This window comes from uncultured Maribacter sp., assembly GCF_963977385.1.
Classification (GTDB): Bacteria; Bacteroidota; Bacteroidia; order Flavobacteriales; family Flavobacteriaceae; genus Maribacter.
On sequence record NZ_CAXBOU010000006.1, the window covers coordinates 1 to 18,705 of the forward strand.

The 18,705-nt window shown below is 37.4% G+C and carries 19 protein-coding genes; 18 read left to right on the top strand and 1 reads right to left on the bottom strand.

Going from position 1 to position 18,705, the window contains the following annotated elements:
* The 11 genes from AAC084_RS08300 to AAC084_RS08350 all read left to right on the top strand — a co-directional run.
* The coding region (locus AAC084_RS08300) for a GMC oxidoreductase (protein ID WP_339839401.1) at window positions 1–356 on the top strand (356 nt) is incomplete at its 5' end.
* 82 nt (window positions 357–438) lie between these two features.
* Window positions 439–891 (top strand): pyridoxamine 5'-phosphate oxidase family protein, encoded by a 453-nt coding sequence (locus tag AAC084_RS08305; RefSeq protein WP_339839404.1) that lies wholly within the window; start codon window positions 439–441, stop codon window positions 889–891.
* Window positions 892–1,028: 137 nt separating this feature from the next.
* Window positions 1,029–1,100 carry a hypothetical protein gene (locus tag AAC084_RS08310; protein ID WP_339839752.1) on the top strand — a complete coding sequence of 24 codons (72 nt, stop codon included), beginning with the start codon at window positions 1,029–1,031 and terminating at the stop codon, window positions 1,098–1,100.
* Between the two features lie 343 nt (window positions 1,101–1,443).
* Entirely contained in the window at window positions 1,444–2,913 is a 1,470-nt protein-coding gene (gene glpK, locus AAC084_RS08315) for a glycerol kinase GlpK (RefSeq protein ID WP_339839407.1), read from the top strand.
* Between the two features lie 38 nt (window positions 2,914–2,951).
* On the top strand, window positions 2,952–4,505 hold the full coding sequence (locus tag AAC084_RS08320; protein ID WP_339839411.1) for a glycerol-3-phosphate dehydrogenase/oxidase: 1,554 nt from the start codon (window positions 2,952–2,954) through the stop codon (window positions 4,503–4,505).
* Window positions 4,506–4,546: 41 nt separating this feature from the next.
* Complete coding sequence (locus tag AAC084_RS08325; RefSeq protein WP_339839414.1) at window positions 4,547–5,284, top strand: MIP/aquaporin family protein; 738 nt, start codon at window positions 4,547–4,549, stop codon at window positions 5,282–5,284.
* A 137-nt stretch (window positions 5,285–5,421) separates the two neighbouring features.
* On the top strand, window positions 5,422–6,219 hold the full coding sequence (locus tag AAC084_RS08330; RefSeq protein WP_339839417.1) for a universal stress protein: 798 nt from the start codon (window positions 5,422–5,424) through the stop codon (window positions 6,217–6,219).
* 161 nt (window positions 6,220–6,380) lie between these two features.
* The gene (gene pckA / locus AAC084_RS08335; RefSeq protein WP_339839419.1) at window positions 6,381–8,012 is read left to right on the top strand and encodes a phosphoenolpyruvate carboxykinase (ATP); all 1,632 of its coding nucleotides are present in this window, start codon (window positions 6,381–6,383) and stop codon (window positions 8,010–8,012) included.
* Between the two features lie 236 nt (window positions 8,013–8,248).
* A complete protein-coding gene (locus AAC084_RS08340; RefSeq protein ID WP_339839422.1) occupies window positions 8,249–8,917 on the top strand; it encodes a succinate dehydrogenase cytochrome b subunit in 669 nt (222 codons plus the stop codon).
* Between the two features lie 9 nt (window positions 8,918–8,926).
* The gene (locus AAC084_RS08345; protein ID WP_339839425.1) at window positions 8,927–10,837 is read left to right on the top strand and encodes a fumarate reductase/succinate dehydrogenase flavoprotein subunit; all 1,911 of its coding nucleotides are present in this window, start codon (window positions 8,927–8,929) and stop codon (window positions 10,835–10,837) included.
* A 6-nt stretch (window positions 10,838–10,843) separates the two neighbouring features.
* A complete protein-coding gene (locus tag AAC084_RS08350; RefSeq protein ID WP_339839428.1) occupies window positions 10,844–11,587 on the top strand; it encodes a succinate dehydrogenase/fumarate reductase iron-sulfur subunit in 744 nt (247 codons plus the stop codon).
* A 105-nt stretch (window positions 11,588–11,692) separates the two neighbouring features.
* Here AAC084_RS08350 and AAC084_RS08355 read toward each other — a convergent pair whose 3' ends face one another.
* Window positions 11,693–12,463 carry a hypothetical protein gene (locus AAC084_RS08355; protein ID WP_339839431.1) on the bottom strand — a complete coding sequence of 257 codons (771 nt, stop codon included), beginning with the start codon at window positions 12,461–12,463 and terminating at the stop codon, window positions 11,693–11,695.
* Between the two features lie 870 nt (window positions 12,464–13,333).
* Between AAC084_RS08355 and AAC084_RS08360 the strand changes: the two genes are divergently transcribed.
* The 7 genes from AAC084_RS08360 (at window position 13,334) to AAC084_RS08390 (ending at window position 18,499) form a co-directional block, all read left to right on the top strand.
* A complete protein-coding gene (locus AAC084_RS08360) occupies window positions 13,334–14,023 on the top strand; it encodes a 2,3-bisphosphoglycerate-dependent phosphoglycerate mutase (RefSeq protein ID WP_339839433.1) in 690 nt (229 codons plus the stop codon).
* Window positions 14,024–14,526: 503 nt separating this feature from the next.
* Complete coding sequence (locus AAC084_RS08365) at window positions 14,527–15,105, top strand: TetR/AcrR family transcriptional regulator (RefSeq protein ID WP_339839755.1); 579 nt, start codon at window positions 14,527–14,529, stop codon at window positions 15,103–15,105.
* Between the two features lie 19 nt (window positions 15,106–15,124).
* A complete protein-coding gene (locus AAC084_RS08370) occupies window positions 15,125–15,757 on the top strand; it encodes a nitroreductase family protein (protein WP_339839435.1) in 633 nt (210 codons plus the stop codon).
* A 61-nt stretch (window positions 15,758–15,818) separates the two neighbouring features.
* Window positions 15,819–16,481 (top strand): type 1 glutamine amidotransferase domain-containing protein, encoded by a 663-nt coding sequence (locus AAC084_RS08375; protein WP_339839437.1) that lies wholly within the window; start codon window positions 15,819–15,821, stop codon window positions 16,479–16,481.
* A 97-nt stretch (window positions 16,482–16,578) separates the two neighbouring features.
* Window positions 16,579–16,812, top strand: coding sequence for a hypothetical protein (locus tag AAC084_RS08380; protein WP_339839440.1), 234 nt, complete (start codon window positions 16,579–16,581; stop codon window positions 16,810–16,812).
* Between the two features lie 150 nt (window positions 16,813–16,962).
* On the top strand, window positions 16,963–18,309 hold the full coding sequence (locus tag AAC084_RS08385; protein ID WP_339839757.1) for an APC family permease: 1,347 nt from the start codon (window positions 16,963–16,965) through the stop codon (window positions 18,307–18,309).
* A 37-nt stretch (window positions 18,310–18,346) separates the two neighbouring features.
* Window positions 18,347–18,499, top strand: a complete 153-nt coding sequence (locus tag AAC084_RS08390; protein WP_339839442.1) for a hypothetical protein — start codon at window positions 18,347–18,349, stop codon at window positions 18,497–18,499.
* The last annotated feature ends 206 nt before the right edge of the window (window positions 18,500–18,705 follow it).

Sequence of the window (18,705 nt, forward strand, 5' to 3'; positions counted from 1 at the left end):
CTACGGTAACTTTCGATGCCGAATTCAAGGAGAATGAATGGGCCATGCGGAAGGATATGAAGGAATCCGCTGTCGAAATGCTCGAAAAAGCAGGGCTGCGCGATGTCGAGCCCTTTGACAATCCCGGGGCGCTAGGCCTTGGAATCCACGAAATGGGCACCGCCCGTATGGGAAGGGACAAAAGAACATCGGTACTCAACGGACACAACCAAATACACGAAGTACCCAATGTATATGTGACCGACGGGTCGTTTATGGCATCCGCTGCCTGCGTGAATCCATCCCTCACCTATATGGCATTTACGGCCAGAGCGGCAAACCATGCGGTACAACAACTCAAAAAAGGAAATATATAATCGATGGAGGAATACATTCGGAAACTACACTTGGCACAACACATATAAAAACGATCAGTAATATTCAAAAACAATAACAACAATGACAGATTTAACAACTAGCGCAAGTGCACATGTTCTCAGAAACAATTACCTCGGTCACTTGGCCTATCTATGGCAAGGGAAACCCTATTTGATTCCAATTACCTATTATTTTGATCATATAGACGGTACAATTATCAGCTATACATCGGAAGGCCATAAAATCGATGCGATGCGAAAAAGCAACTCCGTCACCGTACAGGTCGAAGAAATACAATCTATGTTTAATTGGGAGTCGGTCATGGTACACGGTACATTCGAAGAACTTGAGGGCAGCATTGCCAAGCAAAAGTTACACCTATTTACCGAAGGCATAAAAAGTATTATAAAACGAAAAGAACATAAGGAGGTCGAGTTTATCAACGAATTTTCAAGTAAAATATACTCCAGGGGCATTCCTATTGTTTACCGTATTAAAATACTGGAAATAATGGGAAAACGAAGGGAAACCTAAAGCTTTCATCAATAATGGGATTGAACTATTTGGTAATCTAAAAAAGATGAAATGGAAAAATTGATATTGGTACGGCATGGAAAAGTGAGTGGAACGTAAAAAATCTATTTGCCGGATGGGCGGATATCGACCTTGACCTGGAAGGCATTGAAGAAGCCAAAAATACAGGTAAGATTTTGAAGCGAAATACTATTGAAACAGATATATAGTTCTCATCCTGCCAAAAAAAATCTAGGGGAAGCATTTACAGAACAACCCAGATGAGTTCTGTTACAAGCTCAACAGAAAATAATTCGGCCATAGGCTTTCGATAAGAGCGAAATTGTTATAAAGATACCTTACTGATAAGCAATTAATTTATGTTTTGAACTGACTAAAATCATACTATATAGCAACTGATTTTGATATTTTTAATTTAACCTATTAAAAGTCTCGAGAGGATAGTTGAAATTAAATAAAAAATGCATTCTAAACTTAAAAAATGAAGATGATAATAAGCCTTTCAAAAAGACCGAATCACTTTTTTCTATATAAATTTTAATTATACTAATTATGTCTAAATATATATTATCGTTAGATCAAGGAACTACCAGTTCCAGAGCCATTTTGTTTAATCATAAAGGTCAAATCGAAGCTATTGCTCAAAAAGAGTTTGAACAAATTTTTCCTAAACCGGGTTGGGTAGAACATGATGCCATGGAAATTTGGTCTTCTCAACGCGGTGTAGTGGCAGAAGCAAAGGCAAAGTTGCACATTGAAAACTCCGATATTGCTGCGATAGGGATAACGAATCAGAGAGAAACTACAATTATTTGGGATCGGGCAAGCGGTAAACCTATTTACAATGCCATTGTATGGCAGGATCGAAGAACTTCAAAAATTTGTGATCAACTTAAGGAGGATGGTTACACCGATAAGATAAAATCAAAGACGGGCTTGGTCATAGACGCCTATTTTTCGGGAACTAAGATCAAATGGATATTGGATAACGTAGAAGGTGCCAGAAAAAAAGCAGAGGCTGGAGAACTAGCATTTGGAACGGTTGATTCGTGGCTTGTCTGGAATCTTACCAAAGGCAAATTACATATTACAGATGTTACCAACGCAAGTAGGACGATGCTTTACAACATCCATGATCTTGATTGGGACAATGAATTGTTAACACTACTTGATATTCCGAAAAGTATGTTGCCTGAAGTAAAATCCTGTAGCGAGGTTTATGGGGTGAGTAGTTGGGGAATTCCTATTGCCGGTATTGCCGGAGATCAACAAGCTAGCCTTTTCGGTCAAATGGCACTAGAATCGGGAATGGTAAAGAGCACTTACGGTACAGGATGCTTTATCGTAGCAAATACAGGAAGCACTCCCGTTTCTTCAAAAAACAATTTACTTACGACCATAGCCTGGCAAATAAATGGTGAAACGACCTATGCCTTGGAAGGTAGCATTTTTATTGGAGGAGCAGTAGTACAATGGCTTCGAGATGGGTTAGACCTTGTTAGGGAATCTCGTGAAATAGAAAAATTAGCCAATTCTGTGGAGGATAATGGCGGTATTTTTCTAGTACCGGCGTTTGCCGGATTAGGGGCGCCTCATTGGGATCAATACGCTAGAGGTATTATTATAGGGATTACACGTGGCACTACCAAGGGACATATAGCTAGGGCAGCTCTTGAAGCCATATGCTATCAGACTAAAGATGTAATGAACGCTATGCATGGTGATTCTAAAATAGCTATAAAGGAATTGCGTGTTGACGGAGGCGCTTCCGTAAACAACACGTTAATGCAATTTCAATCGGACATCCTTAATATTGATGTAGTGAGACCCAAGGTATATGAGACTACAGCACTTGGAGCAGCTTACCTAGCTGGTTTAGCCGTAAAATTCTGGAAATTAGAAGACTTAAAAAATCAATGGCAAGAAGATCAAAAATTCGAACCAAAAATGGAATCTGAAGAAAGAGAAGAATTGTACTCCCGTTGGAGTAAAGCAGTTGAACGATCAAAAGACTGGTTATAATTAGAACAAAAAACAGCAAAAAGATGAACAGAAAGTTAATGATAAAAAAACTCGAGCAACATATCGACAAGGTATGGGATATTGTTGTAATCGGAGGTGGTGCAACAGGACTGGGAGCAGCCTTGGATGCGGCTAGTAGAGGATATAAGACGTTGCTGCTGGAACAAGCGGATTTTGCAAAGGGTACATCAAGCAGAAGTACCAAACTTGTACATGGTGGGGTTAGATATCTGGCACAGGGAGATATCTCTCTTGTACTTGAAGCTTTACATGAACGTGGTCTTCTTAAGCAAAATGCTCCGCATTTGGTAAGTGATCAGGAATTTATTATTCCGAATTATGAATGGTGGGGTGGTCCATTTTACACCGTCGGGTTAAAAGTGTACGATATGATGGCTGGCAAACTAGGATTGGGGCCTTCTGTTCATATAAGCAAAGAAGAAACACTCAAAGCAATACCGAATCTCAAAAAAAAAGGACTACGTGGCGGTGTAATATATCATGATGGTCAATTCGATGATTCTAGACTGGCAATCAATCTGGCACAGACCATCGTGAATAATAATGGTAATGTTCTCAATTATATGAAAGTTACCCAGCTATTGAAAAATAACAATCAATTGGTTGATGGTGTTATGGCAATTGATCAGGAGACTGGTAAAGAATTTAAAATAAATGCAAAAGCCGTTATCAATGCCACAGGGGTCTTTGCCGATGACATTCTAAAAATGGATGATGTAAATGCCCGTAAAACTATAGTTCCAAGTCAGGGTGTTCACATTGTCCTTGAGAAAGAGTTCTTGTTGGGTGACTCGGCTATCATGATTCCTAAAACAGATGATGGTCGCGTGTTATTTGCGGTACCCTGGCATGATAAAGTAGTAGTAGGTACTACTGACACACTAATTTCAGAACCTTCTCTAGAACCACGAGCCCTTAAAGAGGAGATCAAATTTATATTAGATACTGCTAGCAAATACCTAACTAGAGCGCCTTCTAGAAAAGATGTGTTATGCATTTTTGCTGGATTGCGACCGCTTGCAGCTCCTGAGGATGAAGGAAAAAGCACCAAGGAGATATCACGTAGTCATAAAATTTCAATATCCTTATCAGGTCTCGTTACCATTACTGGAGGTAAATGGACTACCTATCGCCGTATGGGAGAGGATACAATTGACAAGGCATCCATGGTAGCCGGTCTTGATGAGCAACCTAGTGTAACCAAAAATATGCCCATTCATGGTTATGTGCAACACTTAGAAGAGGATGATAATTTAAGGTTCTATGGAACAGATCGACTTCGGATACTTAAACTTGTGAATAGCAATCCATCGTTGGGTGAAAAGTTGCATCCTAAATTGAATTTCATAAAGGCTGAAGTAGTTTGGGCCGTAAGAGAAGAAATGGCTAGAAACATAGAAGATGTTTTAGCAAGACGTGTAAGAGCGTTATTCCTTGATGCCCGGGCAAGTATCGAAATGGCACCGGAAGTTGCTAGGTTGATAGCTACCGAGCTGGATTGGAACGATGCTAAGGTTTCCCAAGAAATAGAAGCCTATAAAAAGTTGGCCAAAGGGTATATTTTGGATTAATCAACTTACCTAGTGATAAACATTATTTAATATCAAAACTTATGTCCCCATTTGTAGCAGAATTTTTCGGAACCTTTCTATTGTTATTGCTCGGTCTTGGAACTAACGCCAATGTTGCGCTTAACAATACGTTTGGTCAAAATAGCGGTTGGATCGTTATTAGCTTTGGGTGGGGGCTTAGTGTTTTTGCCGCCGTCGCGGTTGCTGGTCCATATAGCGGTGCCCATATCAATCCGGCGGTAACTATCGGTCTTGCTTCCTCTGGCCTATTTGCTTGGAGTGAAGTACCTTCTTTTTTATTGGCGCAAGTACTTGGCGGTGCCACCGGTGCAACATTGGTGTGGCTGATCTTTAAAGATCATTTTGCATCTACAAAAGATCAAGGCACCAAATTGGGAGTGTTTTCTACCGGACCTGCTATTAAAAATTATCCGATCAACTTTCTAAGTGAAATGACAGGTACATTTGTACTCATGTTCGTAATCCTATATTTCACCGAACCTCAGTTCAATACTGATTTAATGTCAGGTAATGTTGTTGGCTTAGGATCGGTAGGAGCTTTACCAGTAGCCTTATTAGTTACTGTAATAGGGCTAAGCTTGGGCGGCACTACCGGATATGCAATTAATCCTGTACGGGATTTGATACCAAGAATTATGCATGCCGTCTTACCTATTCCAGGAAAAGGTGGAAGCAACTGGAAATATAGCTGGATACCCGTATTGGCCCCCATTACAGGTGCGGTAATTGCCAGTTTAATTTATTTGTATTTAAAGTAATAGATGCTGATATATAGAAGAATTTTAATTCCTTTTAAGATGATGTTATTGCGTAAAGAGCTTCTGTATTTTATTAAAACGTTGCTTTACCGCAACCCGAAAATTCAATTTTAACCTTTTTTAACTTCACAAGAATTATGAGTAATATAAATAAAATCCTTGTTCCATTTAATTTATCCCTGGCATCGGAACGTGCTTTACAATATGCACTTCATTTTATAACCCAAAATGATTCTCCAGAAATCATAACCTTATATGCTTCCAGTACATCGGACGATGACGAATTGAAAGAAGTACTACAAGAAAAGATTTCAGATATAAAGAAACAATTTCCTTATGCATCAAAATCCAATATCGAGTTAATAATACGAAAAGAATTATTAATTGATACAATATTGAAAGAACAAAAAGAGAGCAACATAGATCTCATTATTATGGGAACTAAAGGTAGTGATCAGGATGAAGAAAGTACCTTCACTAATACTTCAGGACTTGTTTTAGAAGCTGATTGTCCTGTCTTGGTTGTCCCGGAAAAAGTTGAAGAGTTTCAAGTCAGTAGGATTGCTTTGGTATTAGGTAAAGATGAAATTGATGACCCTTCTGCTTTAGGGATATTATTAGAAACCGCAAGAAGGTTTGATGCTCAAGTTCATGTATTGACGATTTGTAATGAAGACGGTACTTACGGGTATTCGGTAACCGATGAGAACAACGAAAATACAATCACCTATTATTTGGAAAAGTTTTATTCTCATCACATGTTTATGGAAAATATAGATGTGATGGACGGGATTTTTGATTATGTAAAAAAAAAGGAGATAGATATGATAGCCATACTTCCTTCTAACCATTCGAAAAAGAATCGACCCTCTGAAGGCAGACTAACAAAGTTCCTGACATTACGTTCGCAAATACCTTTACTGACTTTGGATTAATAGGTTTTTCACCTAGGATTACCCTACTCCCAAAATTTAAAATACAACTATGTAAATCAATAAGAGGGTCTTTTATACCATGAGTTTTTTGTCATGATAATGCTCATGTTTATGTTGACCTCGCATTTTTAACTTTATAAAAACTTTTAAAAATTATATCTATGGAAATACTATCGAAAGCACCAAAAAATACTGACCTTGATAAATATGGGTTAAAAGATGTTACTACATTTTGGAACCTTTCCCCTGAGACATTACAAAAACTTACTGTAGAACAAGGAATGGGAAAAGAAACTGCAAATGGCACACTAGCTGTCAATACCGGCAAATTTACAGGCAGATCCCCAAAAGATCGCTTTTTAGTAGAGGACGATTATACAAAAGATAAAGTCTGGTGGGGGCGTACGAATAAATCAATTACCCCAGATAATTTTAATAAACTATACAATGAAGTGACCAATTATTTATCTGGAAAGTCAATATACATTCATGATGGGTATGTATGTGCCGATCCAAAATACCGAATGAATGTAAGAACCATAACAGAATATCCCTGGTCCAACTTTTTCGTTCATAACATGTTTCTTCGATTGGCAGAAAATGAAATTGCTGATTTTGAAGAAGAATGGTTGGTACTTTGTGCTCCGGGATATGAAGCTCAAGATCCTACAGCTTTTGGGATTCGTCAAGGGAATTTCTCCATACTTGATTTCACTCGTAAAATAGCTTTGGTCGGAGGATCTGCGTATACCGGTGAAATGAAAAAAGGTGTTTTTTCGGCATTAAACCTAATTCTACCAATAGAGAAGAATGTACTGCCAATGCATTGTTCTGCAAACGTAGGTGAAGATGGAGAAACGGCTATATTCTTTGGATTATCAGGTACTGGAAAAACAACACTATCTGCCGATCCTAAACGTAAGTTGATCGGTGATGATGAACATGGTTGGACCGCTGAGAATACAATATTTAATTTTGAAGGAGGATGCTATGCAAAGGCGATCGACCTTACCGAAGAAAAAGAACCTGATATTTTCCGTGCGATACGTCCGGGTGCTATTCTAGAGAATATTGTTTTCAAAGAAGGAACCAAAGAAGTGGATTATGAAAATAGTAGCATTACTCAAAATACACGGGTGAGCTATCCTATTGACCATATTGATAATATTACCATACCTTCTTATGCAAAAAACCCGAAAAACATATTCTTTCTAACCTGCGATGCCTTTGGAGTTCTACCTCCAATATCAAAATTAACACCGGCACAGGCGGCATATCATTTCATATCAGGATATACGGCAAAAGTCGCTGGTACGGAAGCAGGGATTGTAGAGCCTGTTCCATCGTTCTCCGCTTGTTTTGGGGAGCCTTTTATGCCATTGCACCCTACGGTATATGCAGAGATGTTGAGCAAAAAAATGACCGAAGCCAACGTAAATGTTTGGTTGGTCAATACCGGTTGGTCCGGGGGACCTTACGGGGTCGGATCCCGTATAAAACTTAGATATACACGAGCTATGATATCAGCGGCAATGGAAGGTGAACTTAATGATATTGATTATGAGCAACATCCAATTTTTGGATTGCATATGCCAAAATATATTCATGGTGTTCCCTCGGAAATGTTGGACCCGATGAATACTTGGTTACAGAAAGGGGCCTATGTTAGCAAATCCATTCAGTTAGCACATTCTTTTCATTTAAACTTTGACAAGTTTATAAATCAAGCTTCCAATGAAATTTTACACGGAGGGCCGCTGATCGATGCGCATCAGATTTTAGATCATATTTAATCGGAAAGAATTCCTCGAGGCTCTGCCTCGGGGTTTCCGTTAAAATTATCATTCCCATAAAAACAGGAATCAAAATAACAGGATTTTGATTTCTTTTCTTTTGATTAAAATGAAACTAGCAAATACCTCTATGGCTGTGCCTCAAGGATAGTCAGTTTCAAAAATAACTTTTATTCTAAAAACGTTGAATAGCTGTAATCCATTTATAGAACCAGTCAATTTAAAAAATAAGAGGTATGGCCGAAAATAAATTGTTTTTTAGGAAAACAATTATCGCAGGAACCGGGCTTTTCTTGTGCTTATTTTTGATTGTACACCTTTCTGCAAATTGGATTCTATTACTGCCTGAGGAAACAGCACGCGAACTGTACAATTCGTACGCTACCACATTGCGGGAGAACCTTTTCATTAAGTCGATATCCTATATTTTGTATGCTTTTATCGTATTGCATGTAATCTATGCATTGCTCATCACAATACATAATAGAAAAGCCAAACCACAGAAATATGTGGTCAATCATTTTATGCAAAATAGTACATGGACTTCACAAAATATGGGACTTATTGGGACGATGATCTTACTTTTTATCGTAGTCCATCTTGCTAATTTTTGGGCCCGTATCAAATTAGGAATAGGTGAAAGTCTAGAACTGGATGCTACAGGTAATTTAGATGTATATGAAGTAACCTTTTCGCTATTTCACAATATTTACTATGTAATTTTTTATACGGTTTTAATGATTCCTCTTGGACTTCATCTAAATCACGGACTTAAAAGTGCTTTCAAAACACTAGGATTTTATCATAAAAAAGGATTACGGATTTTGGCCAAAGTGTCCCTCATATATGCAGTTATAATCTCCATCGGATTTGGGATTATACCGTTTTTTGTATATCTCAAATAATTCATTAAAATGAAATTAGATTCAAAAACCCCGGAAGGAAGACTCGAAGATAAGTGGCGTAATTACCAGATAAAAGCGCATTTGATCAACCCTGCCAATAAAAAGAAACTAAATGTTATCGTTGTAGGATCAGGGCTTTCTGGAGCTGGAGCTTCAGCTACACTTGCCGAATTAGGCTATGACGTTCAATGCTTTTGTTATCAAGATTCTGCCCGTAGAGCGCATTCTGTTGCTGCCCAAGGAGGTATTAATGCTGCAAAAAATTATCAGCATGATGGTGATAGCGTTTGGAGAATGTTTTATGATACATTGAAAGGCGGAGATTTCAGGTCTCGAGAAGCCAATACCTATAGATTGGCCGAGCTTTCTGCACCACTTATTGATCATTTTGTGCAACAAGGCGTTCCATTTGCCAGAGAATATGGTGGGGTATTAGTGAATCGTAGTTTTGGTGGCGTACAAGTACAACGTACCTTTTATGCCAGAGGGCAAACAGGGCAACAATTATTACTCGCCGCATATTCGCAGCTGTATAAAATGATTCGGGCGAAGAAGGTAAAAATGTTTCCGCGCAGTGAAATGCTCGATTTAGTAGTAATCAAAGGAAAAGCAAAAGGGATTATTGTCCGTGATTTGGTTACAGGTGAACTTAAACGCTATGCTGCAGACGCAATTGTATTGGCGACTGGTGGCTATTCTCGTGTTTTTAGATTGTCTACGCTTGCCATTGGATGTAATGGAAGCGCAATTTGGAAAGCCCATAAAAGAGGTGCCTTTTTTGCAGCGCCTAGTTTTACGCAAATTCACCCTACAGCATTACCGCAAACCAGTGAGACGCAATCCAAACTTACCTTAATGTCAGAATCCCTCAGAAATGACGGGCGTATTTGGGTACCTAAACAAAAGGGAGACACCAGAAAAGCAAATGATATACTGGAAAAAGAACGGGATTATTACTTAGAACGTCGCTATCCGAGTTTTGGAAATTTAGCACCTCGTGACATTGCATCAAGAGCTGCAAAAGAACGCATCGATGCTGGACACGGTGTGGGAAGATTAAAAAATGCCGTCTACCTAGATTTCAGACACGCAATCGATAAATTAGGTATTCAAACTATAAAAGATCGTTATGAAAATCTCTTCAGCATGTATAAAAAAATTACAGGGATTGATGCATATAAAGAACCTATGCAAATTTCACCTGCCGCGCATTTCTCCATGGGTGGATTATGGGTAGATTATGAGTTAATGACTACCATTCCTGGATTGTATGCTATTGGAGAATGTAATTTCTCTGATCATGGTGCCAATCGTCTGGGAGCAAATTCATTACTGCAGGCGAGTATCGATGGTTATTTCATATTACCGAATACGATTAATAATTATCTGGCAGGTGCTTTAGAAGAAGATATTCCGACCACAGATCATATAGAATTTGAAAAGGCTGAAAAAGAAGTACGGGGTACTATAGACAGAGTTTTGAATATCAACGGCACCAAAACTGTAGACCATTTCCATAGAGAATTAGGGAAAGTCATGTGGCAAGAATGTGCTATGAGTCGTAATAAAGAGGGGCTGGAAAAAGCAATACTTCAAATAAAAAAGATAAGAGATGGATTCTGGAGTGATGTAAAAGTTACAGGAAGCAGTAATGAACTAAATACAGAACTAGAAAAAGCCTTGCGACTAGCTGATTTTATTGAGTTAGGAATTTTAATGTGTACAGATGCATTAGAACGTGAAGAGTCGTGTGGAGCACATTTTAGAGAAGAATTTCAGACTGAGGATGGCGAAGCTGTACGCGTAGATGAAAACTATTCCTATGTGTCTGCTTGGGAGTACGATGAAGGTGATTTTAAATTACACAAAGAAGAACTAGAATTTGAATTTGTAAAACCTTCGGTAAGAAGTTATAAATGACATATAATGAAAGTTACATTTAAAATTTGGAGACAAGAAAACCAGAATACCAAAGGAGCAATAGAAGAATATAAGGTAGATGGGTTAACAGAAGATATGTCCTTTCTGGAAGCATTGGATCATTTAAACGAATTGCTGGTTCTTAAAAACGAAAAAGTTATCGCTTACGAGTATGACTGTAGGGAAGGTATCTGCGGGCAATGTGGTGTTTTTATAAATGGTCGTGCTCACGGTCCACACGATAATATCACTACCTGCCAATTACACATGCGTAGTTTTAAAGATGGTGATACTATTGTTGTCGAACCATGGAGGGCAGCTTCTTTTCCGGTACTAAAAGATTTGATCGTAGACCGTTCTGCATTTGACAGAATCATGGAACAAGGGGGATATATCAATGCAAAAACAGGAACTGCACCAGAGGCTAATGCCATTCTTATTCCTAAAGAGGTATCTGACAACGCAATGAATGTTGCGGCCTGTATTGGATGTGGTGCTTGTGTAGCTACCTGTAAGAACGCGTCTGCGGCCTTATTTACATCAGCTAAAATCAACCATCTTAACAACTTGCCGCAAGGACATCCTGAAGCGCATAAACGAGTGCAAGAAATGACCTACCAAATGGAATTGGAAGGGTTTGGAAGTTGCTCCTTTACAGGTGCTTGTGAAGTAGAATGCCCAGAGGGGATTTCAATAACCAACATAGCAGAAATGTATGCTAAATATACAAAGGCAAAATTATTTGGCTAAATTGAATCAACAACCTCGGTGCAAACTCACGAGGTAAGCTTCCAAAAAAAAAAGAATTTTGTTTACGCAGGCGAACCTCAGGTAATTAAACCTTCTAAGAGGGATTTAAAAAAGGTTTATAGCGACTTGTATACTTGCAAACTTTTGATCGGTATTCCACAAAGCTGTTACAGACACGGGGAGGTAAATATCTTGGTAAACTTTTACATCCCTGCTATAAATAATTCCAAAATTATTTAGGACTTTATCCCCATAAAAATGGGCGTCATTAACGAATGAAAATGCTCCAGCAATGGAGACTCCCAAGGATGAATGTTTCTTTTTAAAAATATTATAGCTAAGCTCTACATAATTAGTAAAGGTATTCTCTAATTCTCCGTCATCTGTGAGATAGCTATCTCTACCTAGGAGAATAGTACTCCACGACGCTTTTAAAGGAATTTTTTGAAAAGTATATGCTAATGTTAAATCCACAAAGTGGGATGTAGTGGATGTATCATAATCAAAAATTTCTGCATCCGGAAAGTCACTGTAATTATTAATATCCCATAACGCTATTGAAAACCCATGAGTAGTATAACTAATATAATAATCAACCTCGGTATAGTCTCCATTGAATCCTGCACCGCCCCAAAACCCCGCATCTAATTTACCGTTCTTTGAAGTATAATGTAAAAGAGCTCCGGTCATAGGAGCGTCGGTAACCCTAAGCCCTCTCCACAAGTGCATGTTTTTTACCTGTAAATTAAAATCAATAGGTTTATAGGAAACTGCTTCTGTAAGGTTTTCAGTCTCATCTTGTGCATTTAAGGCACTAAAAGAGAGCCAAAATAACAGGACAATCTGTATATACTTAGAATTTTTAACTTTTTTCATTCTCGTGTTTTTAACTCTTTTTCATTACCATATCACAAAATCAAAAAACAAGTTTTTATCTGCACCTGTATTCAATTAATTATGAGATCACTAAAACATTTTCTAATGTGCTGAATTTGTTTTCAGAAAAACCAAAGGACTAAAAATATGCTTCAAACACGTTAAATACTATGATATTCATCATAGTGTTATATGTTTAATAAAATTCTATAAAACTAGAAGAGTTCGGTGTAAGAACATTGAGCGAGAACCTCTAAACTATCCTAAAAATTGCCTACTTCCCGATGGAGAAGGAAATCATCATTAGCAGCTTACTGGCGGTATCTGAACCTAACGAAATAAATCAAAAACCGTAATCTTAAAAGATGATTACGGCAGATTTAACAACTGGCACAAGTGCATGAGTACTCATGAACAATTACCACGGCCACTTGGCCTATCTATTACAGGGGAAATCCCATTTAATTCCTAAAACTTATTATTTTGATCATACTGACAATACAATTATTAGCTATACATCGGATGGTTATAAAATCTCCGCGCTGCGAAAAACAACGTGGTCACCACCGTACAGGTCGAAGAAATACAATCTATGTTTAATTCGGGGTCGATTATGGTACGCGGCACATTTGGAAAATTTCAAGGTAGCATTGCAAAGCAAAAGTTACACCTATTTATCAAAGGCGTTAAAAACATTATAAAACACGAAAAAGTCGAGTTTATCAACGAAATTTCAAGTAAATTATACTACGGAGGAATTTTTATTTATTCCCATATTAAAATACTGTCATTTATAGGAAAACGGAGGGAAACATGAACGCAACATCAATAATGGGATAGAACCGTAACGCAATTTAAAAAAAAAATAAAATGGGAAAATTGATATTGGTAAGACATGGAAAAAGTGAGTGGAACCTAAAAAATATATTTACCGGATGGACGGATATCGACCTTGCCCCGGAAGGCATCGAAGAAGCCAAAAATGCGGGTAAGATTTTGAAGCGTAATACTATTGAAATAGATATATGTTTTTCCTCCTACCTAACACGTGCCATCCGAACGGCTTGGATTTTATTGGAAACGGCCGAACAGATGCACGTGGACACCCGTTACCATTGGAAACTGAACGAACGGCACTACGGGGATTGGCAGGGCAAGAACAAGGAAGAGGTTCGCAATGCGATAGGGGAAGATTATTTTTTGAATGTTCGAAGGGGATTTGACATAGCGCCCCCTATTCTGTCCAAGGAAGATGAACGAAATCCGAAATTTGATCCGAAATATAAACAGGTAAATCCCTCTTTGCTGCCCTTGGGCGAATCATTAAAGGATACCTCGAAAAGGGTCGTCAATTACTTTTTTGAGGCAATTGCAGCCCAATTGGCAAAGGACAGGACAGTACTCATCTCGGCACACGGCAATTCATTGCGCGCCTTGATAGCGCATCTAGAACATATTTCGACTCTCGATATTGAAAAAGTCGAAGTGGATACCGGGATTCCTCATCTATATGAATTTGATGGTAATCTGAACATATTGGAGCATCACCGATTAGAATAGGGCAACAACGACCTAAGAAATCATTAAAATAATTAGAATGATCGCTCTTAAAATAGTTCCCCAAGCTACAGGAGCACTATAGCGGAAAGACCAAACAGAGATATTACCGGGTATGACTCTTCTTCCAAACCTTGTTTGAGGAAGTTAAATATGCCTGGTTCGTCTTCTACTATTAAAATTCGCATGGACAAAAGTTAAGCTCTAAATTTAGAATTCTATTAGGGCTTTCTTAAGATTTGCTTAAAATTTTATCACTAATTGTTCAAGGAGGCTTACCTCGTGTTAAGGGGAAAGTATTAATACCTTAGGTTTTCATTGTAGAGATTAAAATTCAAATTTGACACTCCGTCTGCCTGACGCGGGTAGTTTATTTTATCATTTTTTTGCAAAAGTATATTGACGAGAACTTAATACCTGCGAAATCTCAACTTAAAACCTTAAGACTATCATAAAAAAGAATGAATGTTCATTTTTAGTTGTATTTTTGTATGAGAATTTATAAGATGACTGAATTATCGAAAAGTGAAATAAAGAGAAGGGCATTAGTTGATGCAACCATCTCATTGGTTAATAATAATGGTTTTCACGCTACACCCATTTCAAAAATTGCGAAATTGGCGAATGTTTCTCCAGCTACTATTTATTTATATTTTGAAAACAAACAAGATCTTGTAAATAAAGTATATATAGAGGTTAAGGAATCATTTACAGCATATGCTTTTGAATCTTATATAGAGAGCATGTCTGTGGCAAAAGGTTTCGAAGTTGTTTGGAAACGAATTGCGGATTTCAAGACAAAACAAACAGAAAATGCGATTTTTTTAGCGCAATGTGACAATACGCCTATCATTGATGAAGCTAGTCGACAAGAAGGCATAAAGCACCTGCAACCATTACTTGATTTATGGCAACGAGGTAAAGATGAGCAGATAATCAAGCCTATGTCAGATTATTTACTTTATGCTTATACTATTAATCCATTGTCATTTTTAATAGTAATGCAAAAACAGGGAGCATTTAAAATAGAAGAAAATCATATCGAGGAAGCTTATCACGCAGCTTGGAACAGTATTAAGTTATAAAAAAAGAAACAATATACAAATGGAATTATTAGATAAATTAAATTGGAGATACGCTGCAAAAGCAATGAACGGCGAAAAAGTAGCACAGGAAAAAATTGATAGAATTTTAGAAGCTGCTCGCCTTGCTCCAACGTCAAGTGGATTGCAACCTTTTGAGATTTTCGTGGTTACCAACCAAGAGATTAAAGAACAAATTAAGCCCGTAGCTTGGAATCAATCCGTGATTACAGATTGTTCTCATCTCTTAGTATTCGCTGCTTGGGACACGTATACAGCAGATAGAATTAACCATATGTTTGATTTAACCAATGAGGTACGTGGATTTAAAAACGAAGGATGGGAGAATTACAGACAAATGCTATTAGACTCTTATCCTCAAAAAGATGCCGAAGAAAATTTTAACCACGCAGCAAAACAAGCCTATATCGCTTTTGCTTTAGCATTAACTGCTGCTGCTTATGAAGGCCTTGATGCTACTCCATTAGAAGGTTTTGATCCTGCTGCTGTAGATAAAATATTAGGTCTAAGAGAAAAAGGGTTACGCAGTGCTGTACTCTTACCAATAGGAATGAGAGCACCAAAAGAAGATTGGTTAGTAGATCTAGTTAAAGTAAGAAAGAGTACAGCAGATTTAGTAACTGTATTAGATTAAATAATAATCATTCTGAGTTACCTCAGATTAAAAAAATAAAATTATGAAAAAAGTATTATTCGTGCTTACAAGTCACGATCAATTAGGAAACACAGGAGAAAAAACAGGATTTTGGATTGAAGAATTTGCAAGTCCATACTATTTATTAAAAGACAAAGGCGTTGCTGTTACTTTAGCTTCTCCAAAAGGTGGACAGCCACCTATTGATCCTAAAAGTGCTACTGCAGATTTTAGCACACTTGCTACGGAGCGTTTTAATAAAGATAAAGAAACCCAAGCCGTATTAAGCAAGACATTAAAACTTAACACCATAAATCAAGCTGATTATGATGCTGTTTTTTATCCAGGTGGTCACGGTCCATTATGGGATCTTGCAGAAGATAAAAACTCTGTTGCGTTAATTGAAAGTTTCTACAACAATAATAAACCAGTTGGAGCAGTCTGTCACGCACCAGCAGTATTCAAGCATACAAAAGACACTAACGGTAATCCTTTAGTCAAAGGAAAAAAAGTAACTGGATTCACCAATACTGAAGAAGAAGCTGTACAATTAACAGACATAGTACCTTTCTTAGTAGAAGATATGTTGAAGGAAAATGGTGGAATTTATTCCAAAGGAGAAGATTGGAATCCATATTCAGTTCAAGAAGGTAATTTAATCACTGGACAGAACCCAGCTTCATCTGAGTTAGTCGCTGAGAAGTTGCTGGCAATGTTGGGATAAACGCTATTTTTTTTAGATTAAAGAGAAACGACCTAAGTATTTACTTGGGTCTTTTTTTAACATAAATCATTAAACTTTTTGAATTTTAACACCAGTAATGAAACAGACATTTCGTAAAATATCATCCTTGTTAACAGCTATTGTAGTATTTCTTTCTACAATGTCATTTACTATTGATATGCACTATTGTGGTGATATTTTAGTTGATTCTGCAATTTTTGAAAAGGTAGGTACTGCTGGTGCGGAGTATATGTTGTCCAGAGATTTTTCTTTAATGGGGAGTTACGATAGTCGTTTTGGAGGAGGAGCTGGGTTATCTGTTCGATTTTAATGAATTATAAATACGTAGCAATTATTCAATACTTGGCAGTCCTACTGATAATCGTTCCTTTATTGGTAAGTATTTTAGCTATATTCAGCAAGTAAGCCAATAGAAAATATTTAAAATAAAACCTGAGAAATCAACGAAATGAAAAATCCTATAAAAGAGACTCCCATAAAAGAAAATAATAAACTGTCCCTAATAGGTTCTATATCTTTAGGCACAGGTGTAATGATTGGTGCCGGAATATTTGTCCTTATGGGCCAAATAGCGGAGTTGGTTGGAGACCTATTCCCAGTTGCTTTTATTGCAGGTGCCATTGTGGTAGGATTTAGTTCATATTCTTATGTGAAGTTCTCCAATGCTTTTCCATCCTCTGGAGGTGTTGTTAAATTCTTCAATAGAGCCTACGGCCCAGGAACCACAACGGGTGTCTTTTCCTTGTTGATGTATGTTTCAATGGTAGTTTCGGAAAGTTTAGTGGCGGGTACTTTTGGAGCTTACACGCTTCGGCTATTTCCCGAAAGTTTTGCCGGTTATGCGTCCATTCTTGGTATTCTACTTTTGGTAACTGCCTATATATTGAATATTTTAGGTAATAAAGTTATTGGAGCAACAGCAACCTTTACAGCAATTATTAAGGTTGCAGGTATTGCATTGCTCGCCATTGTAGGCCTAATAATTTCTGGGATTGCAGATATTACAGGGGATTATATTCCTAATAATTCTGAAACTATGCCACAAGGACTTGCCTTTGTAGCAGCACTGGCATTATCAATCCTTGCCTATAAAGGATTCACAACAATCACGAATCAAGGTGGAGATATTAAAAATCCTCATAAAAACCTTGGTAGATCTATTGTGTACTCAATCCTTATCTGCACTGTTATATATGTAGCATTGGCACTTTCTGTTGCAGGAGGTTTAAGCATCCCTGAAATAATCAAAGCAAAAGATTATGCGTTGGCAGCTGCGGCAGAACCCGTTTTTGGAGAATGGGGTTTATGGATTACTATAGCCATAGCAATTGTAGCGACCTTTTCTGGAGTTTTAGCTAGTATGTTTTCTGCATCGCGCTTATTAGGGATGTTAAGTAATATGAAGCAAGTTCCATCCTTAAAAAAATTAGGAAATTTTAAAAATCCAGCCCTTATATTTACGGCTTCTCTTGCTATTTTATTGACTGTTCTGTTCGATTTAACGAGGATTGCTTCTATAGGAGCTATTTTTTATCTTATAATGGATATAGCTATTCATTGGGGGCTTTTCCGCCACTTAAAAAAGGATGTAAAATTTCAACCTATCATTCCGTTAATAGCCATTGTAATGGATATAGCCGTACTCGTTGCCTTTCTTTATTTAAAATATCTCAATGACCCAATGGTGCTTATAGTTGCGGCAATTGGAATTATATTAATATTTGTTGCGGAACGGTTTTTTATGAAGTCGCATACTGATAATGAAGGTAATATGGAAATGGGAATGGAAACCAAATCAAAGAACTAAAAACAAAATTAACATCAATTAATAAACCATTTGGAGTATGAAATTTATTAAAAGAATTGCCATTGTACTATTAATTGTACTTGTGGGCATTCAATTTGTGCCCACAAAGGGCAATCAAAGTGATGCAATTCCTATAACTGATTTTATAACGGTTAATAACGTACCAAAAACAGTAAATAATAATTACTGAAAACCATTGGATAAAAGAAGAACGTTCGGGTTTCTTACATAAGAAAATTAATATTCACGACTATGTTAAAAAAGCTCAAACCATAGCAACATTGTCTGACCCTTTTGGTACAAAAAGCCTGAGTATTAAAGCAAGTAATGATGGTTACATTTAAACATCAACGAAGCATCAATGGTCTATCAGGGCGATGCAATCTGGACGGGTGA